This is a genomic window from Methylobacterium durans (genome assembly GCF_003173715.1).
GTDB lineage: Bacteria > Pseudomonadota > Alphaproteobacteria > Rhizobiales > Beijerinckiaceae > Methylobacterium > Methylobacterium durans.
In genome coordinates, this window is record NZ_CP029550.1 from 4,873,625 (window position 1) to 4,899,825 (window position 26,201).

20 protein-coding genes and 6 pseudogenes are annotated in these 26,201 nt (G+C 65.2%); 19 read left to right on the plus strand and 7 right to left on the minus strand.

Going from position 1 to position 26,201, the window contains the following annotated elements; genetic code table 11:
• The gene (locus tag DK389_RS22340) at nucleotides 1-996 is read left to right on the plus strand and encodes an ATP-binding protein (protein ID WP_109892906.1); all 996 of its coding nucleotides are present in this window, start codon (nucleotides 1-3) and stop codon (nucleotides 994-996) included.
• Nucleotides 993-2,896 (plus strand): annotated as a pseudogene (locus DK389_RS22345) (ATP-binding protein). Before DK389_RS22340 ends, DK389_RS22345 begins: the two are co-directional and overlap by 4 nt.
• Nucleotides 2,897-3,254: 358 nt before the next feature.
• Here DK389_RS22345 and terL read toward each other — a convergent pair.
• Both terL and DK389_RS32730 read right to left on the minus strand, forming a co-directional pair.
• Nucleotides 3,255-4,724, minus strand: coding sequence for a phage terminase large subunit (terL, locus tag DK389_RS22350; protein WP_109892908.1), 1,470 nt, complete (start codon nucleotides 4,722-4,724; stop codon nucleotides 3,255-3,257).
• 11 nt (nucleotides 4,725-4,735) lie between these two features.
• On the minus strand, nucleotides 4,736-5,299 hold the full coding sequence (locus tag DK389_RS32730) for a DUF5681 domain-containing protein (RefSeq protein ID WP_162560782.1): 564 nt from the start codon (nucleotides 5,297-5,299) through the stop codon (nucleotides 4,736-4,738).
• 52 nt (nucleotides 5,300-5,351) lie between these two features.
• On the opposite strand from DK389_RS32730, the gene DK389_RS22360 reads away from it, so the two are divergent.
• Nucleotides 5,352-6,161, plus strand: coding sequence for an IS5 family transposase (locus DK389_RS22360; protein WP_109895009.1), 810 nt, complete (start codon nucleotides 5,352-5,354; stop codon nucleotides 6,159-6,161).
• A 22-nt stretch (nucleotides 6,162-6,183) separates the two neighbouring features.
• On the opposite strand, the gene DK389_RS22365 is transcribed toward DK389_RS22360, so the two are convergent.
• Complete coding sequence (locus DK389_RS22365) at nucleotides 6,184-7,662, minus strand: site-specific DNA-methyltransferase (protein ID WP_236960260.1); 1,479 nt, start codon at nucleotides 7,660-7,662, stop codon at nucleotides 6,184-6,186.
• A gap of 913 nt (nucleotides 7,663-8,575) precedes the next feature.
• Between DK389_RS22365 and DK389_RS22370 the strand changes: the two genes are divergently transcribed.
• The 4 genes and pseudogenes from DK389_RS22370 to DK389_RS22385 form a co-directional block, all read left to right on the plus strand.
• Nucleotides 8,576-9,121, plus strand: coding sequence for a DUF3489 domain-containing protein (locus DK389_RS22370; protein WP_109892912.1), 546 nt, complete (start codon nucleotides 8,576-8,578; stop codon nucleotides 9,119-9,121).
• A gap of 13 nt (nucleotides 9,122-9,134) precedes the next feature.
• Nucleotides 9,135-9,671, plus strand: coding sequence for a DUF2924 domain-containing protein (locus DK389_RS22375; protein ID WP_109892914.1), 537 nt, complete (start codon nucleotides 9,135-9,137; stop codon nucleotides 9,669-9,671).
• Nucleotides 9,671-11,230, plus strand: coding sequence for a recombinase family protein (locus tag DK389_RS22380; RefSeq protein ID WP_109892916.1), 1,560 nt, complete (start codon nucleotides 9,671-9,673; stop codon nucleotides 11,228-11,230). Before DK389_RS22375 ends, DK389_RS22380 begins: the two co-directional genes overlap by 1 nt.
• 75 nt (nucleotides 11,231-11,305) lie before the next feature.
• A pseudogene (locus DK389_RS22385) lies at nucleotides 11,306-11,640 on the plus strand (transposase); the annotation flags it as partial.
• Between the two features lie 37 nt (nucleotides 11,641-11,677).
• Here DK389_RS22385 and DK389_RS22390 read toward each other — a convergent pair.
• The gene (locus DK389_RS22390) at nucleotides 11,678-12,487 is read right to left on the minus strand and encodes an IS5 family transposase (RefSeq protein WP_109895009.1); all 810 of its coding nucleotides are present in this window, start codon (nucleotides 12,485-12,487) and stop codon (nucleotides 11,678-11,680) included.
• Between the two features lie 138 nt (nucleotides 12,488-12,625).
• Here DK389_RS22390 and DK389_RS22395 point away from each other — a divergent pair.
• From DK389_RS22395 to DK389_RS22405, 4 genes and pseudogenes are all read left to right on the plus strand, one after another.
• Nucleotides 12,626-13,808: pseudogene (locus DK389_RS22395) on the plus strand (IS3 family transposase).
• Nucleotides 13,809-13,838: 30 nt separating this feature from the next.
• A pseudogene (locus DK389_RS22400) lies at nucleotides 13,839-14,618 on the plus strand (sensor histidine kinase); the annotation flags it as partial.
• A 120-nt stretch (nucleotides 14,619-14,738) separates the two neighbouring features.
• Nucleotides 14,739-14,906, plus strand: a complete 168-nt coding sequence (locus tag DK389_RS32735; protein ID WP_162560418.1) for a hypothetical protein — start codon at nucleotides 14,739-14,741, stop codon at nucleotides 14,904-14,906.
• A pseudogene (locus DK389_RS22405) lies at nucleotides 14,861-15,049 on the plus strand (integrase core domain-containing protein); the annotation flags it as partial. The gene DK389_RS32735 and the pseudogene DK389_RS22405, both read left to right, overlap by 46 nt.
• A gap of 37 nt (nucleotides 15,050-15,086) precedes the next feature.
• On the opposite strand, the pseudogene DK389_RS22410 reads toward DK389_RS22405, so the two are convergent.
• A pseudogene (locus DK389_RS22410) lies at nucleotides 15,087-15,257 on the minus strand (Y-family DNA polymerase); the annotation flags it as partial.
• Between the two features lie 618 nt (nucleotides 15,258-15,875).
• On the opposite strand from DK389_RS22410, the gene DK389_RS34480 reads away from it, so the two are divergent.
• The 3 genes from DK389_RS34480 (at nucleotide 15,876) to DK389_RS22425 (ending at nucleotide 18,944) form a co-directional block, all read left to right on the plus strand.
• Nucleotides 15,876-16,091: a response regulator transcription factor gene (locus DK389_RS34480; protein WP_418292071.1), complete on the plus strand. Its 216-nt coding sequence runs from the start codon at nucleotides 15,876-15,878 to the stop codon at nucleotides 16,089-16,091.
• Between the two features lie 56 nt (nucleotides 16,092-16,147).
• Complete coding sequence (locus tag DK389_RS22420) at nucleotides 16,148-17,482, plus strand: IS1182 family transposase (protein WP_109891835.1); 1,335 nt, start codon at nucleotides 16,148-16,150, stop codon at nucleotides 17,480-17,482.
• A gap of 142 nt (nucleotides 17,483-17,624) precedes the next feature.
• A complete protein-coding gene (locus DK389_RS22425) occupies nucleotides 17,625-18,944 on the plus strand; it encodes an IS701 family transposase (protein WP_109890411.1) in 1,320 nt (439 codons plus the stop codon).
• A 794-nt stretch (nucleotides 18,945-19,738) separates the two neighbouring features.
• Here the strand turns inward: DK389_RS22425 and DK389_RS22430 are convergent.
• Entirely contained in the window at nucleotides 19,739-20,305 is a 567-nt protein-coding gene (locus DK389_RS22430; RefSeq protein ID WP_109896734.1) for a Ros/MucR family transcriptional regulator, read from the minus strand.
• Nucleotides 20,306-20,468: 163 nt separating this feature from the next.
• Between DK389_RS22430 and DK389_RS22435 the strand changes: the two genes are divergently transcribed.
• Complete coding sequence (locus DK389_RS22435; protein WP_109892922.1) at nucleotides 20,469-20,735, plus strand: DUF6894 family protein; 267 nt, start codon at nucleotides 20,469-20,471, stop codon at nucleotides 20,733-20,735.
• 360 nt (nucleotides 20,736-21,095) lie between these two features.
• Here the strand turns inward: DK389_RS22435 and DK389_RS22440 are convergent, their stop codons facing one another.
• Entirely contained in the window at nucleotides 21,096-21,803 is a 708-nt protein-coding gene (locus DK389_RS22440; protein WP_236960264.1) for a Crp/Fnr family transcriptional regulator, read from the minus strand.
• A gap of 671 nt (nucleotides 21,804-22,474) precedes the next feature.
• Here DK389_RS22440 and DK389_RS22445 point away from each other — a divergent pair.
• The 4 genes from DK389_RS22445 (at nucleotide 22,475) to DK389_RS22465 (ending at nucleotide 25,752) form a co-directional block, all read left to right on the plus strand.
• Nucleotides 22,475-23,020 (plus strand): response regulator, encoded by a 546-nt coding sequence (locus tag DK389_RS22445; protein WP_109892926.1) that lies wholly within the window; start codon nucleotides 22,475-22,477, stop codon nucleotides 23,018-23,020.
• A 403-nt stretch (nucleotides 23,021-23,423) separates the two neighbouring features.
• A complete protein-coding gene (locus DK389_RS22450; protein ID WP_109887403.1) occupies nucleotides 23,424-23,993 on the plus strand; it encodes a sigma-70 family RNA polymerase sigma factor in 570 nt (189 codons plus the stop codon).
• Complete coding sequence (locus DK389_RS22455; protein WP_109887402.1) at nucleotides 23,983-24,717, plus strand: anti-sigma factor family protein; 735 nt, start codon at nucleotides 23,983-23,985, stop codon at nucleotides 24,715-24,717. Before DK389_RS22450 ends, DK389_RS22455 begins: the two co-directional genes overlap by 11 nt.
• A gap of 660 nt (nucleotides 24,718-25,377) precedes the next feature.
• The gene (locus tag DK389_RS22465) at nucleotides 25,378-25,752 is read left to right on the plus strand and encodes a DUF3768 domain-containing protein (RefSeq protein WP_109887400.1); all 375 of its coding nucleotides are present in this window, start codon (nucleotides 25,378-25,380) and stop codon (nucleotides 25,750-25,752) included.
• The last annotated feature ends 449 nt before the right edge of the window (nucleotides 25,753-26,201 follow it).

The window sequence follows — 26,201 nt, forward strand, 5'->3', positions numbered from 1 at the left end:
ATGGACCGGGTCACCGTCACGGAAGCGAGCCAGGTGGCCGAGGCCCGACGACGAGCGGTGGCCGTCGCTCAGTCCATCGGCTTCGACGAGACCGCGGCCGGCCGCATCGCGCTCGTGGTGACCGAACTCGCCACCAACGTGGTCAAGTACGGCGTGCCGGGCGAGGTCTTGGTCGCCACCTACGAAGACGGGACAGGCTCGGGCGTCGAGATCCTCGTGCTCGACAAGGGCGAAGGATTCTCAAATCTCGGCCTAGCCCTGACGGACGGACACTCCACGGGCGGCAGCGCGGGCGAGGGCCTTGGCGCGGTGCGCCGCATCTCCGACGTCTTCGACATCGTGTCCCGCCCCGGGCTGGGCACGGCAGTGTTGGCGCGCTTGTCAATCGATAGGAAGACCGTTTCGGACGCCGTGCCGGGCTATGGGGCGGTGGCGGTCCCCCTGAAAGGTGAGACCGCCAACGGCGACGCCTACGCCGTGCGTGAGCGCGCCGACGGCTGGACCGCCGTGGTGTCGGACGGCCTCGGCCACGGGCCGGAGGCCGCCAAGGCTTCCGAGGAGGCGCTGAAGCTGTTCCGGAGACACCAGGACAAGCCGCCCGCCGCGATTCTGTCCGCCATCCATGCAGGCCTGTCGCACACGCGAGGAGGTGCGATCTCCGTCGCGCGGTATGAGCGGAACCGGGGCACTCTCGCATTTGCGGGCATCGGCAACGTGCTGGGTGCGGTCGTCTCCGGCACTGTGACCAAGCGAACGGTCAGCCTCGCCGGGACGGCGGGGCACGCGGCTCGGCGCATCCAGGAGTTCGAGTACCCTATGCGCCCGGACGACCTGTTCGTGCTGTGCTCGGACGGGATCGCCACGGCTTGGTCGCTGGACGCCCACCCCGGCCTCGCAGCCGCCCATCCGACACTCGTGGCCGGGGTGATCTATCGCGACTTCGCCAGGGCCCGGGACGATGCCACCGTGCTCGTCGTACGGGAGGGCGCGCGATGAGGTGGCCGCTCCTCACCAGTGCCATCCAGCACGAGGACGACATCGCGACGGTGCGCCAGCGCGTGCGCCGGCTGGCCGAGCGCCTGGGCTTCGAGATCCAGGACCAGACCCGCATCGCCACGGCAGTGTCCGAGATTGCGCGCAACGCCTACGGCTACGCCGGGGGCGGTCGCATCGAGTACGGCCTTGATCAGCTCGATCGGGACAGAGGCGAGCAGTTCCTGGTCATCAGGGTGAGCGACGAGGGACCGGGCATCGCCGAACTCGACGCCATCCTTGAAGGTCGCTTCCGCTCGACGACGGGCCTCGGCATCGGCATCACCGGCTCACGGCGGCTGATGGACCGCTTCGAGGTCGACACGGTGGCCGGCAACGGCACTGTCGTGACGTTCGGGAAGCGGCTCCCATCCGGGACCGGACGTTTCACGGGACCGAGTCTCGCGACCCTGGCCGAGGATGTCGCCCGGGCCAGGACTGAGGAACCGCTGGTCGCCTTGCGCGAGCAGAACCGGGAGCTTCTGCGCAGCCTCGCCGCGCTGGCCGAGCGCGAGGAGGAAACCCAGCGCCTGAACCAGGAACTCTCCGAGACGAACCGGGGCGTGGTCGCGCTCCACGCCGAGTTGGAGGCGCAAGCCGTGCTCCTGCGCGAGGCGGGCGTTCTCCTGGAAAGCCAAGTGGCGGCCCGCACTGCCGAGCTTGCTGAGGCAAACGCTCGGCTCCTGGCCGAGGCGGTCGAGCGCGAGCGGATGGAGCAGGACCTGCGGCAATCCCAGAAGCTCGAAGCGGTCGGGCAATTGACCGGCGGCGTCGCGCACGACTTCAACAACCTGCTGACCATCATCCGCTCGTCCGTCGACTTCCTCCGTCGCCCGGATCTGCCAGAAGACCGGCGCAAGCGTTACATGGACGCCGTCTCCGACACCGTCGACCGCGCCGCCAAGCTTACCGGACAACTTCTGGCCTTCGCACGTCGCCAGTCCCTGAAGCCCGAGGTGTTCGAGGTCGGCGAACGCCTGCGCGGCGTGGCCGAGATGCTCGACACCATCACAGGCGCGCGCATCCAAGTCAGGGTCGAGATGTCGGACAGACCCGCCCTGGTACGCGCCGACCTCAACCAGTTCGAGACGGCCCTGGTGAACATCGCCGTCAATGCCCGCGACGCCATGGACGGTAGCGGTACGCTGACGATGCGGGTGGCGGCCGGGCAGGCCATGCCGATGATCCGGGGCACGCCGGCTCGCGGGGGCCGTTCGTGGCGGTCTCGCTCGCCGACACCGGCTCGGGCATCCCCCTGGAGGTGCTCGGGCGCATCTTCGAACCGTTCTTCACGACCAAGGACGTCGGGCGCGGCACGGGTCTCGGGCTCTCCCAAGTGTTCGGGTTTACCAAGCAGTCCGGCGGCGACGTGGACGTGACAAGCGAGAGCGGCCAGGGGACAGTCTTCACCCTCTACCTGCCCGAAGTCTCGTCCGAGGCTGCCGAAGCCCCTGTCTACGACCCCGACGCCGCTCTGTCGCCGGTCGGTCTCGGTCAGCGCATCCTGCTCGTGGAAGATAACCTGGAGGTCGGAGGCTTCTGCACCCAGATCTTGGAGGATCTCGGATACGCACCCGAGTGGGTCGTCAACGCGGAAGAAGCGCTCGAGCGTCTCGGGATGGACGGTGCAGGCTTTCAGGCCGTCTTCTCCGACGTCGTCATGCCAGGGATGGGCGGGATCGAGCTCGCCAGAGCGTTGCGCATGCGCATTCCGACCCTGCCGGTGATCCTGGCCTCGGGCTACAGCCATGTCCTGGCCCAGGAGGACAGCCACGGCTTCGAGTTAATCCACAAGCCCTATTCGGCCGCGCAGGTTGGCCGGGTTTTGCGTCGGATCATCGGCGCCTCGCCTCACAACCTCTGATGCTCACTCACTGGTGACGCGCTATTCGCAGTCGGCCATTGCCAACTTCCCACTCATGGTCTCGACCAGATTGCGTACGTTCACGCGGCTCTGAACCCGCGACGCGTCGACGGCTGAAGAGGCGTCTGCTTCCGAGATGCGCTGAAGTAAGGTTGTACGGCGGCAATGGGCGCAAAGGAGAAGGTCTGCTTATCTGCAATGAGTCAGCTTCGGCTGCCTCGACAACTGTCTGAATGCTCCTTCATAAGTCGCCCTTGCGAGCGCTACGATCAGGCTTGAGCAACAGCCTGCGAGCCTTCGAATTCGCCGCACTCGGAGTCGAAGTGGCCGTTGGCGTACGAACCTCGCGACCGCCACGCTACCCTCGCTCAAAGCCGTAGCCCCCAGGTCGCACGCATGCTAGCCGCCGGCCCGTCACAGGATCGCGCTGGACGAACCCGGTTCCACGCGGCGAGCCCGACCATTCCAGGAACTGCACCAAGCTGTCGACCTGATCGTCGTAGCGCCCGTGCGGGAAGGCCAGCAGCTCACGTCGGAACGCCTCAAGCCACGGCGCCTGCTGCGGCAGCCAATAGCGGCCGGTCTCCAACCGTGCAGTCTGCCCCTCAAAGCGGGTCTGCTTATCCTGACGGGGTTTTGCACCGGCCCGGAATAAAGGGGCAGCCTCCTCTGTGCGAAGCTGCTGAAGCAGCGAGATGCCTGAACCCGTGTGCTCGATCAGCACGAGATCAGCACGCCAGCGGTGGGCCAGCCCGCGCACGCGATGCTTCAGGTCAGGAAAGTCCAGCCGCTCACGCGCGACATCGAGCAGATGCCAGTTGCCTCTGCAAAACCCCCAGGTCAGCCCCGCAGAGAAGTCGCTAGTCGGCTCGGCCGTCAGCGCCGTGTCCCAGCTCTGGACGACGTACTGGTACGCCTCCCGAGGCAGAACCTCATCGTAACTGCCAAACCACTCCCAGCGCAGACGGTTGCCACCCGGCGGGGTCGGATCCTGCTGATACTGAGCCGAGAACGCGAAGGCGCCCATCTCGAGCCGAAGCTTGTCGAGTACATGGACCGGCTCGCGTGCCTCGCACAGCGCCTCGTCCTTGGCACGGCGATGAACCTGACCAAAGCCGATCGGGATGACCTCCTCCGCCATCGCTTTCGCCGGCAGGTTCAGGTGCTCGAACTGCCCCGTGTTGATCAGGTAGCCCGCCAGATCATCCTCGTGCAGCCGCTGCTGGATCGCGATGATCTTGCCTGCCCCCTTGTCGTTCAAGCGCGAGAGCAGCGTCTGCTCGTAGTAGGCCTTTACCCGCTCTCGCTCAGTTGCTGAGCCCGCGTCCGCCGCCTTCATCAAGTCGTCGACGATGATCAGGTCGGCGCCGAAGCCGGTTGCCGCGCCGCCCAACGAGATCGCCTTGCGGCCACCCCGGGCTATGGTCAGTTGCTCGTCCTCGCGATTGCCGCCCACCGCCAGCCGCGTGCTGGGGAACAGGGTCTTGTACCAGTCCTCGGACAGCACCGCCCGGAAGTCACGGGCGTGCTTGGTGGCCAACTCGCCCCCGTAGCTCGCCACCATGATCTTGAGCGCGGGATCGCGGCCGAGCAGCCAGGCGGGAAAGGCAACCGCGGTGCAGATCGACTTCAGGTGCCGAGGGGGCACGGTGATCAGCAGTCGCTGGCACTCGCCACGGGCGACACGCTCGAGGGCATGGGCGATGGCGCGGACGTGCCAGGCCGGGGTGAAATCCTGGCCCGGATGGAGCGCGGCGAAGGCCTTCCAGATGAAGAAGTACAGGTGCTGACGCAGGATGGCGTCACGCAGGGCAGCATCCTGGATCATGGCCCCGCTCCTCAGTGGCTGGTCGGGGAGGGTGGTCGGACCAATGCGTCCTCATGGCTCTGCGCATCAGAGCCAAGCAACTCTGCCGCGGGCCCATCTTGCGAAGTGGCCAAGGCGGCCCCTGTGCGGATCAGCGCCGCGAACTCTGCGATGATGGCTTGATCCGTGGCATCGACGGGCAGCGAGGCAGGCGCGATCGTGTTGCTCCCGGCAGGAACCGCCATGCCGGTTGGCCCGGACACGCCGGTCAGATCACGAAGAAGCCGCGTGGCGCGCAGGTCACCGCGACAGGCGTCATTGACGATGCGGCGGCCGATCACCTCGCGCTTGGTCAGCCGCTTCTCACGCCCATCCTCGCGCACGACGACGATGCGCCCGAGTTCGCGCTCCGTGGCGGCAGCGAGTGTTTGAACCTTCTTCGGCCGGCCCTTGGGATTGCCGCACTGACCCGGCTTGAAACGGCTCGCGAGGGGAGGGCGGCCGTAGCCGACCTCGTACTCTGGTGTGCGATCGGCAGTTGGATGCCGTGACGGCTTCTTAGAGCCTGTTTGAGCACCTCCGCCGGCCGTCCCCATCTGTCTCATGAGCCAACATGAATTCCGCCTGGCGGGGCGGAGTGGAGAGCAGATGTGGACGGACCGACATCGGACGCGTCATGAGTCGCGCCTGAAGGACATGGTGTTGCAGGCTGGCTTGGACGAGGTGGCCTGTTTTCTGAAACGAGCCGATCCGCCGGGCCGTCCAGAAGCGACAGCGGCGCGTCAAGTGCTGGCCGGGATCGCTTGGCACCTGCGGACGGGCGGAGGTTGGCGGGCATTGCCGGCCGGCTTTCCGCCCTGGCGCACGGTCTATGGCTGGTTCCGGCGCTGGATCGAGAAGGGCCTGTTCGAGAGCCTGATGCGGGCTCTGGCGCGCCGTCAGCGGCGGCGTTGCGGACGTCGGCCCGATCCACGGCTGGCGGTCATCGACACGCAAAGCGTCAAGTGCATCGGGGTCCGCGGGCCGCGCGGCTACGATGGTGCCAAGAAGCTGGTCGGGCGCAAACGCGTGGCTCTGGTGGATGCCCAAGGGCACGTCCTGGCGCTGGCTGTCGTGCCCGCCAACGTGCAGGATCGCGACACGCTGCCGGCGCTGGATGCGGGCAAGCAGACGTGGCCCAGCCTGCGTCTGGCTCTCCTCGACGGTGCCTTCACGGCCGAGCGCTGCCAAGAATGGTGCAACCTCCACGGCATGCGCCACCGCGTGGTCGAGAAGCAGCCGGACCAGAAGGGCTTCGTCGTGCTGGAGCGGCGCTGGGTCGTAGAGAGAACCTTCGGCTGGCTCAGCCACTGGGGTGGCCTGCTCCGTGAGCGCGCTGGTCGCCTCGACGTTGCAACGGGACGCCTCGCCTGCGTCGCCAGCCTCATGGCCGCCAACGCCCTCAACAATCCCGCCTGAAAACAAGACCTCAAACAGGCTCTTAGACATGAGCCGCCTCCCCAGCTTCGCTGCCGAGTGCGTCTGCACCGCTCACACTGGCGCGGTCGTTGGTCTCACTCGAAGGCCCGTCGTTCCGACGCTGCCGGGCGAGCTCGTCGAAGGTCACGCCTGTGCCATCGTGCACGGCAGCCCTGCCGGTGAGTGCCTGCCAGCGGCGCACGGCCACGTCGACGTAGGCGGGGTCCAACTCGATGCCGTAGCCGACACGTCCTGCACGCTCAGCCGCGAGCAGCGTCGTGCCTGAGCCGCAGAACGCGTCCAGCACCCGCTCACCGCGCCGCGTGCAGTCCTTGATGGCATCGACCACAAGGGCGACGGGCTTCACCGTGGGGTGTGAGGCAAGCTCCTCCAGGCGGCGACGGCCAAAGGTGTTCACTCCGGCATAGTCCCAGACGTTGCTGCGGTAGCGGCCGTGGCGGCCGAGCTCGATCGTGTTGAGGTGCGCGCCGCCCGGCTTCTTGAGCACAAACACCAGCTCGTGCTTGGAGCGGTAGAACGAGCCCATGCCGCCGTTGGTCTTGTTCCACACGCAGATGTTGAGCTGCTCGAGATCCACGCGGCGCGCGGCGGAGGTCAGCTCGAAGACGTGCCGATGATCCATGGCGAGGTACATCAGACCGCCAGCGACCAGGCTCTCACGCAGCAGCTCCATGGCTCGGGCCAGGAAGGCGACGAACTCCGCCTCGCTCATCTCGCCCGACGCCATCGCGAACTCGCGATGCTGGATCTGACCCGAGCCGCAGACATGGCCGGAGACAGGCACGTTGTAGGGCGGATCGGAGAACACCATGCGCACCGGCTCGCCTGCGAGCAGGACCGCGTAGCTCCCCGCCTCGAGGGCCGATCCACAGAGCAGGCGGTGCGGTCCGAGCTGCCAGAGATCACCGCTTCGCGAGACGGCAGCACCTGCCGCCGGAGCCGGACAGGTGTCGGCAGGATCGGCTTTGGCAACAGTCGCCTCGCCGTCGATGATGAGGTCGATCTCGGCAACCTCGAAGCCCGTCAGCTCCAGCTCGAAGTCGAGGTTGAGGCCGGTGAGCTCGGACAGCTCCAGCGCCAGCGCCTCTCTGTTCCAGTCCGCGTTCTCGGCCAGGCGGTTGTCGGCCAGCCGGAAGGCGCGCAGGCGTTCGGGCGAGAGGTGGGCAGCCCGGATGACAGGCACCTGCGGCAGGCCGAGTTGCTTGGCTGCCAGCCAGCGACCATGGCCAGCCGCGATGGTGTAGTCGGGCGAGACAACGACGGGCACCAGGAAGCCGAACTCGCGGATGCTGACGGCGATCTGGTTCACCTGCTTGTCAGAGTGCTGGCGGAGGTCGCGCGCATAGGCCTTGAGCCCGGCTGTCGAGACAAGCTCGACACTATCCGGCAGGAAGGTGTTGGAGCGCGGGGGAGGGGAGCTGCCGGTAGCGCGCAGCCGCGTGCGTGGTGACTTGGACATGAGACCCTCGGTCGCGAGCACGGGCAGAGAGCGCGTGCGAGGTGACGAGGGATCTCCGGATCAGCAGGTCAGAGGATCGTCTGGGCGGCACGAGGCGAGCATCGACATCCTCCAGCCTCCTGAACGGAAATCCGGATGAAGTCGTCTGCTGCCCTGCTTTAGTTTACCCGCTGAGGGGCTGGTGCTGCTGACTAAGAGGCCGGTGCGGACACAGAGTATGTGTCATGCTCCCCCTGCTCCGTGGAGGAATGCCGGACTCCTGCCAAGGTCGGTACCGCTGGGCCGCTCGGCCGTCAAGAACAAAATGCGAACAAAATCGCGACTGCGATCGCTGTTCTGCTGCCGCGGTTTCCCTGTTTCGGTGAGCAGGGAAATGCCCTGCAAGTGCCTGCTGCGCCGGGCGGATCACCAGCGGTACGCCACGCTCAGTCTGTTTTCCCGGGCAATTTTCCCTGTTCTTTCCGCATGAACAGGGAAGCCGCCGCAGAGACCGGCTCGCAGATGACTGCGTGCACCACCACGCACTCCACGCGAGCCGCGCCGTTTCCGAGCACACCAGAGATAGTCGGGATCTCAGGCTCTTAGCAGAATGTCAGCATTCTGACGCCCATTCTCCGGCCGTTCCGCATGGGCCTTTTGGTGCCGCTTAGCAGGCCTATTCTCGCAAGCTTTTTGAGCAGCTTCCGCATCTGCCGAACCGTCATGCCAGGAGACCGGTTCGCTGGCCCGCAGAGACGCCGTTCGCCGCGCTGAAGCGGAGCAGCTCGTTCTCCACAGCCCGCATTCGCGACTGGACTTCTGCTGCGAATGGAGCGGACATGCTCCCGTCCCGAGCAGGCCAACGGAGGCCGCTCGGATCCCCTGCTGACCCACGTCGGTCCGCAGGGTCGCGGTGGTGGTAGCACGAGCTGCTCAAACCTCCGCAGGACAAATTATGCCCCTCAGCGAGATACACCTCAGCCTTCTCCGCGCGGCGGCCCAACGCCAGGACCTGCTGCTCACCTGCCCAGATGGAATCAGCACCCGAGCAGCTAGAACGTTAGCCACCAAGCTGCTTCGCGCTGACCTCGTCACGCAGGTGGAGGTGACAGCGGATCAGCCAAGCTGGGGAGAGTTCGCCAACGGCCCTGTCGGCTTGCGGATCACGTCCGCAGGACTGGCCGAGGTCGGCTCCGAAGCTGCAACACCAGCAGTTTCGCTGGAGAGCGACGATCAAGTCGCCGATCGCATCGCGGAGCCGCGGTCCGGCAGCAAGCTAGCCCTCGTGTTGAGCCTGCTGCGGCGGGAACAGGGTGCCACGCTGCAGGATCTGATCGGAGCCACCGGATGGCTGCCCCATTCCACACGGGCCGCTCTCACCGGCCTGCGCAAGCGCGGCTACGGTCTGACGCGCACCCTCGATGCAGAGGGCGAGAGCACCTACCGGATCAGCACCGAGGGCATGGGATCTGTCGCCGCAGCCGACACCATTTCTGCCTGAGCCGGAGGAGCCCATGCCCACCTCTTCTGCTACCGGCAGCCTCCTTCCGCACGCAAGCGCAGATCTCGATCGGGAGATTACCGCTCTCGCCGATCTCGATCTTGCTGGTCTGCGCAGCCGCTGGCGGCAGCGCCTGCGCAGCGCACCTCCGCCGCAACTCTCGCGAGCCCTGCTGCTGCGGCTGCTCGCCTACCGGCTGCAGGCCAAGGCTCTCGGCGACCTCGATCGCGACACAGCCCTCCTGCTCGATCGCCTCGCCCGCGAGCGGCTGCGCCGACGCGCTGCCGAGGCGAGAGGCAAAAGGTCCAAGGCAGCGCCTCCCATCCCGCCCCCACCCAGCCCAGGACTCAGGCCCGGCACGCTGCTGGTGCGCGAGCACGCCGGTCAGATGCACACCGTCACGGTGCTGGCCGATGGCTTCACCTGGCAGGACCGCACCTACACCAGCCTGTCCGAGGTGGCCCGCGCGATCACCGGCACCCGCTGGAACGGACCCCGCTTCTTCGGCCTGCGCGACAAGCCTGCCGTGGGAGGCGGGGGAGGGCGGTGATGAAGGGTCTTCCCACCCCCAAGCCCCTGCGCTGCGCGATCTACACCCGCAAGTCCACCGAGCAGGGGCTCGAGCAGGCGTTCAACTCGCTCGACAACCAGCGCGAGGCGGCCGAAGCCTACATCAAGAGCCAGGCCCACGAGGGCTGGCGGCTCCTGCCCGAGGCTTACGACGACGGCGGCTACTCCGGCGGCAGCTTGCAGCGGCCAGCCCTGCAGCGGCTGCTGGCCGAGGTGCAGGCCGGCCGGATCGACGTGATCGTGGTCTACAAGGTCGACCGGCTCACCCGGGCGCTGTCGGACTTTGCCAAGCTCGTCGAGCTGTTCGACCAGCACGGCGTCTCGTTCGTCTCGGTGACGCAGGCCTTCAACACCACGACCAGCATGGGCCGGCTGACGCTCAACGTGCTGTTGTCGTTCGCGCAATTCGAGCGGGAGGTCACGGCCGAGCGCATCCGCGACAAGATCGCAGCCTCCAAGCGGAAAGGCCTGCGCATGGGCGGACCTGTGGCGCTCGGCTACGCGGCGCGCGACAAGAAACTCGTCATCGATCCAGCCGAGGCCGAGCAGGTGAGGGGGATCTTCGCGCGCTACCTCGAACTCGGCTGCCTGTCGGCACTGGCAGCGGACCTGCGCGAGCGCGGTATGCTGACGAAGTCGTCGGTGCGGCGGGACGGCACGGACCGCGGCGGCATCCCCTTCAGCAAGGGCCCGCTCGCCTACCTGCTGCGCAACCGCGTCTATATCGGCGAGGTGGTGCACAAGGGTCAGCACTACCGGGGCGAGCACGAGGCGATCGTTCCGCGCGAGCTGTTCGAGGCGGTGCAGGCGGCGCTCTCGGCCAAGGGACCGGCAGCTGGAGCAGGGCGGGCGAACACCGGCTCGCTGCTGAAGGGCTTGCTCTACGACGACCGGGGCAACCGGATGACGCCGAGCAGTGCGAGGAAGGGAGCGGTGCGCTACCGCTACTACGTCTCGCGTGCACTGGAGGAGGACCGGCGTGAGGAGGTCGGCTCTGTTGCGCGGGTGCCTGCGCCGGAGATCGAGCAGGCGGTGCTGAGCGCGCTGTCTGGAGGCGAGGTGGGTAGTGAGTCGGCAGCCTACGATGCTGCGCGCTTGGCTACCTGCGTCAGCCGCGTCGAGGTGCATCCGAACCGGCTGATCCTCCGGCGTATGCCAATGAGTCCAGATCAGCCACCACCCGAAGACCTCATCGTGCCATGGTCTGCTAGGGCGAGCCGCTGCCGACGTGAGATGATCCCGATAGGCGGCAGCGGTGAGGCTGTGACGGTGATGCGCTCAGAGACGCGGGCGCGGCTTGTCGAGGGTATTGCCAAGGCCCGCCTGTGGCTGGACGACCTGCTGTGTGGCCGCGTGCAGGACACGGCCGAGATTGCGCGGCAGGAGGGCTGCAGCGAGCGCTCCGTTCGCATGACGCTGAACCTGGCGTTTCTGGCTCCCGATCTGATTCGGGCAGCGGTGGCAGGCACGCTGCCAGAGGGGCAGGGGATCTCCGCGGTGACGAACGCGCCCCTGAGTTGGAGGCAGCAGTGCAGCTGACCCTGACCCGCCAAACTGGTCCGCGCTGAGCGCGAGTTTTTCGGGCATCCTGAACCCTGACGGAGGATGGATGCCATGCCTCGCAAACGCTTCACGAACGAACAGATCGCCTTTGCCCTGCGGCAGGCGGAGAACGGTGCGACGGTGGACGAGATCTGCCGGAAGATGGGCGTGTCCGAGCCGACCTTTTACCGCTGGAAGAAGCAGTTCGTCGGCATGGGCGTGCCGGAGATCCGACGGCTGAAGCAGCTGGAGGATGAGAACAGCAAGCTCAAGCGGCTGGTCGCTGACCTGACCCTGGATCGCTCCATGCTGCAGGACGTGCTCAAGCGAAAGTGGTGAGGCCCGTCGTGCGCCGCGAGGTCGCCGGTCATCTTCAGGTGGCCTACGGCATCAGCGAGCGACGGGCCTTGATCTTCCTCTGAGAGCCTGTTTGAGGTCTTGTTTTCAGGCGGGATTGTTGAGGGCGTTGGCGGCCATGAGGCTGGCGACGCAGGCGAGGCGTCCCGTTGCAACGTCGAGGCGACCAGCGCGCTCACGGAGCAGGCCACCCCAGTGGCTGAGCCAGCCGAAGGTTCTCTCTACGACCCAGCGCCGCTCCAGCACGACGAAGCCCTTCTGGTCCGGCTGCTTCTCGACCACGCGGTGGCGCATGCCGTGGAGGTTGCACCATTCTTGGCAGCGCTCGGCCGTGAAGGCACCGTCGAGGAGAGCCAGACGCAGGCTGGGCCACGTCTGCTTGCCCGCATCCAGCGCCGGCAGCGTGTCGCGATCCTGCACGTTGGCGGGCACGACAGCCAGCGCCAGGACGTGCCCTTGGGCATCCACCAGAGCCACGCGTTTGCGCCCGACCAGCTTCTTGGCACCATCGTAGCCGCGCGGCCCGCGGACCCCGATGCACTTGACGCTTTGCGTGTCGATGACCGCCAGCCGTGGATCGGGCCGACGTCCGCAACGCCGCCGCTGACGGCGCGCCAGAGCCCGCATCAGGCTCTCGAACAGGCCCTTCTCGATCCAGCGCCGGAACCAGCCATAGACCGTGCGCCAGGGCGGAAAGCCGGCCGGCAATGCCCGCCAACCTCCGCCCGTCCGCAGGTGCCAAGCGATCCCGGCCAGCACTTGACGCGCCGCTGTCGCTTCTGGACGGCCCGGCGGATCGGCTCGTTTCAGAAAACAGGCCACCTCGTCCAAGCCAGCCTGCAACACCATGTCCTTCAGGCGCGACTCATGACGCGTCCGATGTCGGTCCGTCCACATCTGCTCTCCACTCCGCCCCGCCAGGCGGAATTCATGTTGGCTCATGAGACAGATGGGGACGGCCGGCGGAGGTGCTCAAACAGGCTCTGAATGAGTGGACACCTCTGCTACGCTCCTACGGGGGCTGGAAGGTGTCTGATGGGGACAACGAAACGAACGTTCACGCCTGAGTTCAAGCGTGAGGCCGTGGCCCTTCTGGAGAGCAGCGGCCGGCCGCAGATGCAGATCGCAGCCGAGCTTGGCATCCAGCCCTCGATGCTGCGGGCCTGGCGCGCGAGCCTACAGGACAGCCCGCCACGTGTGGTCGGCAGTGGGCCTACGCCTGTGGCGGCTTCGCCTCTGACCTCACCGGCCGATCAGGCCGCCGAGATCGCTCGCCTGCGGCGCGAACTCGATCGCACGCGCATGGAGCGCGACATACTAAAAAAAGCCATCGGCATCTTCGCGGAGGTGCCGAAATGACGTTTCGCTTCATCGAGCAGCATGGAAGCATCTGGCCGGTGCGTCTCATGTGCCGCGTGCTCGGGGTCTCGGCCAGTGGGTATTATGCCTGGCGCTCCCGGCCTGAGAGCCGCCGCGCCCAGGAGAACCGTACCTTGCTGGCGGACGTGCGACGCCTGCAGGAACAGCACAAGAGCCGCTACGGCTCACCGCGGATGCATGCCGCTCTGCGCGCGGAGGGACGCGGCGTCAGCCGAGGCCGCATCGAGCGGCTGATGCGCCGACACGGCATCCGGGCTCTGGCAGGCCGCCGCTATCGCCCGTGCACCACCGACAGCAATCATCCCCTGCCGCTCGCTCCCAACCTCCTGCAGCAGACCTTCGTGGCGGCAGCCCCAACCGCGTCTGGCTAGCCGACATCACCTACCTGGCGACTGGCGAGGGCTGGCTCTACCTCGCGGCCGTGCTGGATCTGGCCACCCGCAAGCTCGTGGGATGGGCCATGCGCGAGCACATGCGCATCGAGTTGACCCTGGCCGCGTTGATGATGGCCACCCAGCGGCAACGGCCAGCTGCCGGGCTCATCTGTCATTCGGATCGCGGGAGCCAATACGCTGCGGCAGCTTACGGCGAGCAACTCGCCGTCGTAGGGGCGGTCGCCTCGATGAGCCGGACAGGATGCTGCTTCGACAATGCCCCGATGGAAAGCTTCTTCCACACACTCAAGGTCGAACTCGTCCATCAGCGCCGATGGGCAACCCGCGACGAGGCACGTCGCGACCTGTTCGCCTACATCGAGGGCTACTACAACCGACAGCGCCTCCACTCCGCCCTCGGCTACCATACGCCTGAGCAAGCTGAGCAGCGCTGGGCAACGTAACCTCCGTGTCCACTGAAACAGGGGAGGATCAACATCGAGTACCGTGTCCGCACCCCCGCCGGTGAGGTGCGCTGGCTGCACATCCGCGGGCAGACCTTCTACGGCGTTGACGGCCAGCCCTTGAGCATGGCCGGGGTCTCCATCGACATCACCGATCGCAAGCGTAGCGATGAGCATCGGGCGCTGTTGGCCGGCGAGCTAAACCATCGGGTCAAGAACTCGATGGCGACCATGCAGTCGATCGCCTATCAGACCCTGCGCAACGCCGCCTCGCTAGACGATGCTCGTGTGACTCTGGAAGCCCGGCTGCAATCGCTCGCTGCCGCTCACGACGTGCTGACGCGCGCGAGCTGGGAGGGCGCGACGCTGGCCGAGATCGTCGACGGAGGCTTGCAGGCATTTCGCAACGGGTCGGCCGGTCGGTTTAAGGTTGGCGGTCCCAAGGTCTGGCTGACGCCGCGCCTGAGCTTAGCGTTCGTGATGGCCCTGCACGAGCTGGCGACCAACGCTGTGAAGTACGGCGCGCTGTCGAACGACAAGGGCCGGGTGATTCTCAACTGGGACATCGTCGATGGGTCCCAGCCCCCTCACCTTTGGCTGCGCTGGGAGGAGCTGGGTGGCCCGCCCGTGGTCGCGCCGACGCGGACAGGGTTCGGGACCCGCATGATCGAGCGTGCATTGGCGTCGGAACTGGGCGGCACCGCCGAGATCGAGTATCGCCCGCGCGGCGTGGTGTTCACGTTAGAAGCCCCATTGCCAGAACGCTCCACTCACGCGCCGGCTTCGAGTGCTTGCGCTGCGAGAGGGTAACCTCTGCCGGTTCGGTAACACCCAGCCAGCAAATACCCGCTTTTGAGAAGCCGTTGACCTGACCGGCTGGCTTTGGACCGGGCTGATTGCGAGGATCAGCCAGGACCGGAGGAGCTGGAAATGCGGCGAGGACAGAGGCCGAGCGCGGAGCAGGTGGTGCTGACGCTGCGCCAGATCGAGGTGCAGACAGCCCAGGGCAAGAGCATCGCCATTGCCTGCAAAGAGGCGGGCATCTGCGAGCAGAGCTACGCGACGAGTGCCTGCGCCAAGAGATCTTCTACTCGCTGAAAGAAGCGCAGGCTGTGATCGGGCTTTGGCAAAACACCTGCAATCGCGTGCGGCCGCATTCGTCACTGGGCTACCAGCCGCCCGCACCCGTCAGCTTCCTGGATCTGGCCTTCCGGCTACCCATGGCCGCTACCATGCAGTAGCCTCGCAACTGGCTCGGTCCAAAATACCGGTCAGGTCAGGCTCGCCCATGCGGATGCCGAGCGCTTTGGCCTCGGCGGTGCGGGCGATGGCGCAGCCGTCGTTGTTCGAGAGCACGATGACGGGCACGCCGGCGAGCTTCGGGTCGAACACCCGCTCGCAAGAGCGATAGAAGCTGTTGCCGTCGAGCAGGGCGATGGTGCGCGTCATTTACCCGCACGCGACCTCAGATCTAGTACTTAGATCTAGTACACCACGGTTAGGTATTTGACCACAAAAGTACGGTCGGAACCATTAAAGCTTGAACTACCTTATTGCTCAAATGGATTAGAGTTTTCCATTTGAGGGGGTCAAAATGTCGCATTCTATTGTTCCAACGGTAGTAGTTGCCGCAAGTTCCTTCACCCGTGAGGGTATTCGGTCTTATCTATCAGGCTCTCGCTTCAGTGTTATGGAAATTGGAAAGACGCAGGAATGCGATACCGTAGATAACGCATCAATGATCATAACTACCGCAGACGACCTTGGAAAGTCACCATTCATTACGAGCGTTAGATCATCCCGTCCAAATGTAAAAATTGTTCTGCTGTGCCATGTCGATTCGGTCAAATATTTGGAACCAAGTGCCATTCGTGACGTAGCGGGCATTCTTGATTGTGAGATCGACGGAAAGACGCTCATTAATGCGCTCGACTTGGTGATGGATGGCGTGCGCGTTCATTCAGCGAAGATAATGGAATTTTTGCTAGATCGGCGAACTTGCCGCGATGATTCGATATCGGCCGAGACCCCGGGGGGCAGAGTAAGAGTGAAGGGTGGGATCCAGAGCTGGATCTTTCTAAAGCTCGCTCGCTATCTCCCAGCGAGTTAAAAATTCTCAAGTGTTTGGCTGAAGGGGTTTCAAACAAAGTAATAGCTCTCCAGCATTGTCTGGCCGAAGCCACAGTAAAAATTCATGTCAAGAACATCCTTCGTAAGCTTAGTGCGCAGAATCGGACCCAGGCGGCGATCTGGGCTCGGGAAAACGGCGTCCGTCACGCCTAGGAGCCCGTCCGAGTAAGCGTCTCGACGACGAGGCCGCGGGATGATTCACTTGGCTCATGGCCAAGGTGTTTCGCTCCTGGGACGTCGATCAGGGCTGGCTGCTGCCGCCCTCGCTGCACGAGTTCGTGCCGCCCGGGCACAGGGCGCACTTCGTGCGCGACACGGTGCGAGAGGCGCTCGACCTCTCGGCCATTCTCGACACCTACACCGAGGAGCGCGGCTACCCGCCCTACCATCCGGGCATGATGGTGGCGCTCCTGCTCTACGGCTACAGCCGAGGCCTGTACTCCTCGCGCCAGCTCGCCCGCGCCTGCGAGGAGCGGGTCGATGTCATGGCGGTGACCGGCCTGAACCGGCCCGACTTCCGAACCATCGCCGACTTCCGCAAGCGCCACCTCGTGGCCCTGTCGGACCTGTTCGTGCAGGTGCTGCGCCTGTGTCGGGCGGCCGGTCTCGTCGAGTTCGCTCACGTGGCGGTGGATGGCACCAAGCTGAAGGCAAACGCCTCGCGCCACAAAGCGATGAGCTACGGGCGGATGAAGACGGCCGAGCCGGCCCTGGCGGCCGAGGTGGACGCTTGGCTGGAGCGAGCGCGCGAGGCTGACGCGGCGGAGGATCAGGCTCACGGTGCCGGCCGTCGGGGCGACGAAACGCCGGACTGGATGGCCGACAAGCAGCGACGGCTGGAAGCAATCCGCGCCGCCAAGGCCGCGCTGGAAGCGGAGGCCGCAGATCCGCCCGATCCGGAGGACGAGAACGGGCCGGGTGCCTCGTCGGGCATGCGCTGGCAGGGTCGGCCACTGCGCGGTGACGACGGCAGTCCGCCCGACCGGGCGCAGCGCAACTTCACCGACCCGGACAGCCGGATCCTGCCCACGCGCGACGGCTTCGTGCAGGGCTACAACGGTCAGATCGCGGTCGACGCCGCGCATCAGGTGATCGTCGCGCACCGCCTCGTGACCAACTCGGCCGACTACCGCGCCCTCGTGCCGCTTGTGGACGGGGTCCGCGCTCATCTCAGGCGCAAGCCGCGGGAGGTCTCGGGCGATGCCGGGTTTGCCAACGAGGCGAACCTCGTCGCGCTCAGGGAGCGGGGCATTACGGGCTACCTCGCTCCGGGCCGGGCGCGACACGGCGAGGCGGATGCGGCCGGCCGCCGGAGGCTGACCAAGATGCCGTTGATGAGCGCGATGGCCGCCCGCCTAAAACGGGCTGGCCGCCGCAGTCGCTATCGCCTCAGGAAGCAGGTCGTCGAGCCGGTGTTCGGGCAGATCAAGCAGGCCCGAGGCTTCCGACAGTTCCTGATGAGAGGGCTTGAGCAGGTCCGGGGCGAGTGGGCGATGATCTGCACGGCCCATAACCTCCTGAAGCTGGCACAGGCCGACCGTTGAGCCCGCTGTCCGCCCTCATCGGCTCCGGTCTCGCCCCCTCTACCCAGGCCTCAAACACCGTTACTCGGACGGGCTCCTAGTACTACTGTGTCACAAGATTGCGGTGTATGAGTGGTGATCCGACCTCGTGCGGGAGCGCGACATGGATCCCTGGAACACCCCGCTGGCCGACCCGCCGCGCTTTGCGGCCTATGTCGACACGCTCTCGGACGCCCTTGGCCATGCGGATCGGGTGGCGCCGCTGAAGGCTTACTGCACCGGTCTCCTCCTGCCGGGCGCGCGCAAGAGCATCGAGCCCATGGCAGCGCGGATCGCGCCAGCGCGTGTTCAGGCCACCCATCAGTCCCTGCACCACTTTGTGGCCAAGGGCGAATGGTCAGACACTGCTTTGCTGGCCCGGGTCCGTGCCGCTGTTCTGCCGATGATCGAGAGCCAAGGCCCAATCCAAGCCTGGATCGTCGATGACACGAGCTTCCCCAAGAAGGGCCGACACTCGGTCGGGGTGGGGCGGCAGTATTGCGGACAGGTCGGCAAGCAGGACAATTGCCAAGTGGCCGTGACGCTCTCGCTGGCTAATGCCCAGGCCAGCCTGCCGGTCGCCTATCGCCTCTACCTGCCGGAAGCCTGGGCCCTGGATCCCGAGCGGCGCAGGAAGGCTGGCGTGCCCGCGGCGATCCGCTTCCAGACCAAGCCGCAGATCGCGCTGGATCAGATCCGTGCCGCTCACGCCGACAAGCTGCCGCCCGGTCTCGTGCTGGCGGATGCCGGATACGGGATCGACACAGCCTTCCGCACGGCCCTGACGGAGTTGGGCTTGCCCTACAGTCTCGGCATTCAGTCTTCGACCAGCCTGTGGTCACCCGGAACGACACCGCTGCCACCCAAACCCTGGAGCGGGCGCGGCCGGCCGCCGACCCGGGTGCGGCGCAGCCCCGATCACAAGCCGCTCTCGGCTGAGAAGCTGGCCCGGTCTCTGCCAGAGGAAGCTTGGCAGTGTGTCACATGGCGTGCCGGCACGAACGGGCTGTTGGTGTCGCGCTTTGCGGCAGAGCGGGTGCGTCCGGCTCATCGCGATGAGCTGCGACACGAGCCCCGTCCCGAGGAATGGGTCCTGATCGAGTGGCCGCAGGGCGAGGCCGCGCCCACCAAGTACTGGCTCTCGAGCCTGCCACCCGAGACGCCCCTGACCGAGCTCGTCAGCCAGACCAAACTGCGCTGGCGCATTGAGCGGGACTATCAAGAGCTGAAGCAGGAGATCGGATTGGGTCACTACGAGGGCCGGGGCTGGCGCGGCTTCCATCATCACGCCAGCTTGTGCATCGCTGCTTACGGGTTTCTGGTCTCTGAGCGGGGCCGGATTCCCCCCTCGGCATCCGAGTTCGTCAGGCTCCAAACACCTGTCCTACCCGCCGATTACAGACCCCGCGGCGCCCCCGATCCGGCCCGAGCGTCACGTGCCTGACTCCATTACGACCTTGCGCCTGGGACTGACGCGCGCCCTGTTGCAATCGCTTCAGCGATGTCCCTGCTGCTATTCTCCGTTTGTGACACAGTAGTACTAGGTGGCGAGGTGCTGAGGCAAGTCGGCTATGCAGGCCGAAGCGGCAGCGCGAGACAGCGGCAGCGCGAGACAACTGCACGAAGAGTGCCGCGAGCCGTGAGCCTGCGGGGCCGGCCTGAGTATGTGATTGCCGGCGAAATGGCCCTGCCAGCGGAGAATCCCTGAGGGGCGCCGGCAAGGCCGTGCTGGATGGAGATGCGGCCTTCCATCCAACTCCATCAGCATGCGCACCGGTCGCGGACGACGCAGTCTGCCGCAGAGGGTTGAGCGATCAGGTGGCAGACGTCGGACTGATCTCGGAGGGCACGGAAAGGAAAAGCCCGCCACGGCGAAAGGGCGCTGGGCGGGCTACCAGTCGTTGGAACGAGGTGCATAGGCTGTGCCGCGCACTAGGATGACGTTACCGGCCGCGTTTGGCGCCCTGAGCGTTTCGTCTCAGCCGCGAACTTCCGAGCGAAATTGGCTGCTCTGGCTAGCGCAGCCGCCTCGTTCTCAGCGTCTCCACCCGCGTCCTCAATCATGACGGTCAGCGAGAGCCATTCTGCGAATCGGTCTGAGTGCACAGAGACGAGGTAGACCAACTCGCCGGTCTGCGGATCAGGGCCCGTGTCGACCGGCGTAACTTCCCAACGCATCACTCGCTCGTTGTAAGTGTGGGGACGCAGGCGCAGACTTCTCCTGCGCCGGCGCGCGTCTTACGCCCCCGGAGCTGTCTCGGCAGCCTTGCGGCGGTTCCGTGGCTTTGCGGGCGCGTCTGCCGCCTTCATCCGAGAGCCGCGGCTCTTCGGCGCCGCCACAGCGGGAGCCGGTACACTGACCTTCTCAGCCCTGGCGGATGCCTTCGACGCGGCTCTGTTGCGTTGCTGGCCGAGCCCGAGAGCTTTGGCGAGGGAGGAGCGCTGCTTTGAGTAGGATGCCGACACCATGGGGTAATCGCGCGGAAGGCCCCACTTCTCCCGGTAGCTCTCAGGGGTAAGCCCCTGCGTCGTCAGATGACGCCGAAGCGTCTTATAGGGCTTGCCGTCGATGAAGCTGATCAGCGCATCGGGCATGATCGATTTCCTGATCTGAGCCGGTGTCAGCTTGATCTCCGGCTCGCTCGCAGGCGCACTTTGGCCCAAGCCGATCACTGCGGCATGCACGCTTGAGATCAGCGAGGCCAGATCCGAAGCAGCGACATGGTTGTTCGACAGGTATGCGGAGACGACGTCGACGGTAAGGTCAATGTGGTTGTTATTTGGTGCCTCTTCGGTGTCGGCCATGTACAGACCCTCGCTCATTGCGCAAGTTACACACCTGCAAAATCTGCTCGCCCAAGCAATGCAACTTCAGGAAGAAAATGACTTTTCCCACAAGCATGACGATCTAGTAAGTTGTTTACCTCGTCATCCCGGAACGCCGAGCGAGGACAGGGAGAGTGCTGCGATGCCACGCTTCTTCGGCCATATGCACACGCCTGCTGGGATCGAGGTCGATCGGACGGGGCTGGAGTTTCCCAGTTTCGAAGCGGCTTACCTCGCCATTTGCCAGTGCATCATGGAGATCATGAGCGAGGCCGACGTTCGGAAGATTTTGCCGGAGCGCTGCTGGTTCGAGATCACGGACGCTGCCGGACGGTGCTTGATGAAGGTCCCGTTCGCTGAGGCGGTGGAGCAGGCCCTGCGAGCGCTGCGAGATGCTGCACGCCGGTGATCGATACGAAGCTTAATTCGCGAAAGAGGATCCCGCTCAGCTGAATAAGATGGGCTGATCAAAGCACGACTGAGCCCGCCACGGCGAGGGTAAGGATGCCGGGCGGGCTCAGGTGAAAGCGACCTTGGGAGCGCTCTCGCTGGTATGATGGCATGCCAAGCGCCAGACGCAAAAAGCCCCGCGCGCCAGGAGCTGCGGGGCGGAGAAGCGTGTCTGGGGATTGGCCCCGTCAGCGTCGATTGGGGGGGGTGAACCGGGGCTGACGGGGCCATGTCGGGTGTCGAGGCCGACCGGGGCACCTTCTGGTCCCTTGCCGCCAGCAGCCTTCGCAAAAGTGAAGTGCGAGGCGCACGAACGCGCCTACAGATCAGCGCGAGGTCTGAGATGAAGGTAGCCAGCATCGAACTCGGCCACCTCCACCAGTTCAGGCCAATGGTTGATCGTCAGGCGGCCACCGCGCAGCGTGATCAACTCGCGACGGCGAAGTTCTTGCAGCACGCGGTTCACGTGCACATTCGTCATACCGAGGGCATCGGACAGATCCAGTTGCGTGACCGGAAGCGCGTAGGAGTGACCATCAGCGAGCCCAACGGCCCGAAGGCGCAGGTACAGCTCGCAGAAGAGGTGAGCGAGCCGCTTGCTGGCGTCGCGCTGCCCAAGGCTTGTTATCCGCTCACAGAAGATCGCTGCGTCGATCAGCGTTTCTCGCCAGAGAGCCGCAACAAGGTTCGGGAAACGTCGGATCAGGTTGTGGATTGCCTCATGCGGGATGAAGCCCACCGTCACTCGTGAGAGGGCGCCGAGGGCGTGATCCATCTCGTCCAGGTAGAGGCTGTGCAGATCCGGAGCGTCGCCCGGGATGTGCAGCGACAGGATCTGGCGGCGGCCTTCATGGAGCATCTTGTAGCGGTAGGCCCAGCCCTCCAGCACGAGGCAGCAGTGGGAGGTGCGCTCCTTGCCACGAACGATGTCCTGATGTGGCGGGATGACCTTGGCGGAGATCGGGAGGTTCTCGAGCGCGCGCCGCTCCTCATCCGCAAGGCTGGCGATGCTCTCGAGCCTGCGCAACAGCAGGATCGCGTTGTGCCCAGGAGTCACGACACGCCCCCCTCTCGCAAGCGGAAGCACATGGCTCTCGTGGCCCCCGGCCCGCGCTGAGCCGAACCGCCGACTTGCTAACCTATGTCAAACGCGGCTTGGGACCAGCCTGGAGCCAGCGTACTGACGCTGAACTCGGCAGGCGCGATTTCGGGAGTGGGGTGCAGAAGAAAACCCGCCGCGGCTAACCGAGCGGGCTGAACAAAGGCGCTATGGCTCAGCCGGCGGCCGGCGGCAGATCTGATGCTCTATCGTGGGGTGCGCCATCATAGCCCTCCGCTCAGGGCGCGCACTCCTCACTGTCCGCGGCTACGGACAGGCGTTTTCGGCCGGCATGAGCGCGAGCCCATGCGCCTTGCTCGATGGGATCGGCTTGGGTGTGACCGGTGTCTGCTATGGCAATCGCTTTAGCTTCCGCCCCAAGATGCAACTCGGTGAATTTCGGTAGATCCGGCACATTCGCACACGCAAAGATTTAAATGCCGCGCAACCGATTTGCTCGCAATACGGCGCCGATGGTAAATTTTGCTAAGGCCAAGCTGAAACCCTTCTCCTTTCACGCCATTTTCTACAGCAAACACAACATGGGTTAAGCTCGAGGCCGGAGCGTGAGGGGCTCTCACCTCCGGGACGGAGGTTCAATGCGCCACGCCAGCTCTCTGCTGCCCTCTCGTGCCGGCCCCATCGCAGCCGTTACCCATGGCGTCGCTCATGGCCTTGCTGACAGATGCGAGCTTCCTGGCGGGGACCTGCCGTCGCGCCTGCAGGAGCTTGTGCATCTTCTGCGAGAGCAGGAGGTGCCCAAACCCACAAGGCTCGTCTTGATCGTCGAGGACGATCCCGAGGTTCGCAACTTGGCCGTGGCTCTCCTGGAGGAGACGGTTCTTGATGTGGTCACATGCGAGAGCGGCGAGGCAGCCGTTCAGTTGCTCAAGGATCGCGCCGAGGACATCGCGATGCTCTTCACGGACGTGCAACTAGCCGGATCGATGGACGGCATCGAACTCGCGAAGGCTGTAAATGGCCTGTGGCCGAACATTCGTCGCGTTGTAACCTCAGGTCATGCCGACGCTCAGATCGACGACTTGTCGGATGAGGGCGTCTTCATGGCCAAGCCCTGGCTGGCGCTGGATGTGCTCAAAGAGGTCGATCACGCCGTTCGGCATCCGGAACTACCAGTCAGATGACATACCAGAAGGCATCGCGCGGTCCTGTGTCTCGTCGATTAGTTGGCCTCATTTCATTGGCGCCTTCTGGCAGGCGGGCTTGGTTCAGGCGATCGCCCTGCGTCGAGCCTCCCTAAGCACGCCGTGAATAAATGCTTCTCGCACTTGGTCTTTGCCTCAAGTGGACCCGAGCGCGCAGGTTGACGATCCGTTCCGAGCGCCCGGCGAGAGAGACGGGCCGAGATGTGGCAAGAGACGACAACAGGAGCCTTGTCAGCTCTGCTGCGGCTTCAACCAGGTGCTTGGCTTGGCGGCTCCGCTCGGTATGCTCAGGCACTCAGGAAGACACCGACCTCGGAGCGTCGGAGGTTTCGCTGTGCGTGTCGTCAGCTTGCTTCATCTGGTTTTCGGCTGAGGTGCAGGCGTGAGATGGCGTCGACCTCCGGAGTCTGCGGCGTCCCCGGAGGACAGCCGAGCGAGCTTCGAACAGGTCGTGCTCCCCAATCTCGACGCGGCCTACAACCTCGCGCGTTGGATTGTGCGCGACACGCACCTGGCGGACGATGTTGTGCAGGACGCAGTGGTCCGAGGCCTGACCTACTTCGCTTCGTTCCGCGGGGGCGACGCGCGCGCTTGGCTCATGCGCATCGTGCGCAACACTGCCCATTCAGCGCTCGCAGACCGTCAGCGGGTGCTCCGGCACTTGGACACGCGGGACGGTGCAGACGAAGTGGTCCTGAGCATCCCCGACCCGGGAGCGAGCCCAGAGGCCGCGCTCTCCAGCGTGCAGGACGCGGAGCGCCTAGCGAAGGTCCTCGCTGCGCTGCCGCCGGAGCTGCGCGAGTGCCTCGTGCTCAAGGAACTGGAGGAGCTCTCCTACAAGGAGATCGCGCAGGTCACGGGTGTGCCGGTCGGTACGGTGATGTCCCGCTTGTGGCGTGCCCGGCAGATGCTGTTTGGTTCGGCCGTCCAGGAGGACGATCATGAGTCCTGAGCCTTGCGAGGTCATGCATCTCCTGATCCAGGCCGACGTCGACGGCGAACTGGAACCGGCCGAGGCCGCGCGGGTCGCCGCACACCTGGACGCCTGCCCAGCCTGCACGCGCATGCAGACGCGCCTTCTCGACTTGTCATCACGGGTGCGGGCGATGCCGCGTCACCCTGCGCCCGCACCGTTGCGGGCTGCGGTCCGAGCGAAGATTGCAGGTAGTTCTGCCCATTACGGCCTCGCGGCGAGGCATTGGCGCCCAACCTTGGGCGCCACGGGCCTAGCGCTTGCCGCAAGCTTGGCGGTGTTTGCCGTCCTGCCCCGAGGCGACACGATGCCGGATTGGATCGTGGCTGCGCACATCCGGGCGCTCCAGCCCAATCACCTGACGGACGTGGTCTCGAGCGAACAGCACACGGTCAAGCCGTGGTTCGGGGGACGTCTGCCCTTCGCTCCACCCGTCAAGGATCTCGCAGGTGACGGCTTTCCACTCGTGGGCGGACGTCTCGATTACTTGCCGGGCAACCCGGCGGCGGCCCTCGTCTACAAGCGCCGCCAGCACGTGATCGACCTCTTCATCTGGCCCGCAGGCGAGGAGGATTACGCCAGCGGAGCCGGCGCGCGCGATGGCTACAACTACGTGCGTTGGCAGGGGAACGGCATGGCGTTCTGGGCCGTGTCCGACCTAAACCCCAAGGAACTCGGTGAGTTCGCCACCCTGTGGCGCTGAGAACCGTCACGCCGACGGCAGCTCCGATCGCCCTCGTGGCTAAAAAGTTGTCGGCCCGTGAATAAACGAGGGCTCCCGCAGGTCTCCTGAATACGACCGGCTGCCGCATTGCCGTGTTCGATGTGCCAGCCTGCCGATGGAGGCATCCATGCGAAAGACATCCATATTCGCAGCGGCATTCGCTCTAGCGGCCGCCGCTTTCACGATGACGATGCTCACAAAGCCGCCAGTGAGCGAAGCACAGCCGGCTGCTCACATTGACACCTACGCTCTCACGATCAAAGCAGAGCCACTGGGGACTTCAGCCTTCGACGCGCACTGAAGAGGATCGACCACGCGCCGGGCGCTTGTCGGTCCAGGCAGACATGCGGCTGGGTGTGCTGCGCTCAATCTCCAGTTTGCGCGACACGCCCGCTGCTCGATCTCACCCCTGCCAGCGTAGCTGGGAACGAAACTCACGAGCCGATCTGTGGCGATCTGTGCGTGCTTGATCCAGACGAAGCTTGCGGGTCCCAGGAATTTGCCGCGGGGACTGGCGAAGTCAGTTGGCCAATCAGGCTCACCCGCGGATTGGCGGACCGAACGGCTGCGTAGCGCCCGATCAGCGAGCGGCGAGTCAATCCTGCTCAAGCCCAACTCCGCAGCGGAGAGGGGCGAGGTATGAGCAACGTCGTCTTCTTCGACACGGCCGCCAAGCGGCGAGTCGAGCCGGCGCGTTCGGTGACGATCCGCACGTTCAACGATGCTTTCCGGCGCAGCTTCATCGGCGGCATCGTGGTCGAGACAGCGGCTGTGCTTGCCCTCTCCGAACCAGATCGCATGGCCCTGATCCGGGCGGTGCGCCGCTTCGAGCGCTTCCACGCCGGCAACGATCCTCGGGGCGAGCGCGATTTCGGGGCTGTCGAGGCCGCAGGCGAGCGTTGGTTTTGGAAGATCGACGCCTACGACCGCACGATGCGCAGCTATTCACCAGACCCCACCGATCCAGGCGTCACAATACGTGTGCTCACCGTTATGCGAGCCGACGAGTACTGATTAGACCGCGCGGGACTCTGTCGTGCTAGTTATTACTGCTGATGAGCGATTTAAACGTTGTCTCGACAGTCGAGTGGCAGGCAGGGCAACCTCGATGTCGAGTTCGCTGACCCTGTGTGTGGCTCGAGGATATCCCTCCAAACGTCTGTTGCATGTTATCAGCGCCTACCGATCCAAATGACTGTTGCTCGCCCAAGGCGGAACGGCGGCATACGGGCGGCCCGCTGGGCTAGGTAACCGTTCAAGTTTGGCTTGCAATATACCTGATCACGTTCACGTCCTTGCGAGCGCCGTTTCACCGGGTTCTGAAACGTCAGCGGGTCCTCCGTTCCAGAATGCCGGACGACGTGTGCGGGACGAGGCATATCAGATCGCGAACCGTTCCGTTGAGCGAATCTCAATTGAAACACAAAGTCCGTCAATGTCCGCCCAGATTAAATTTGCTACGG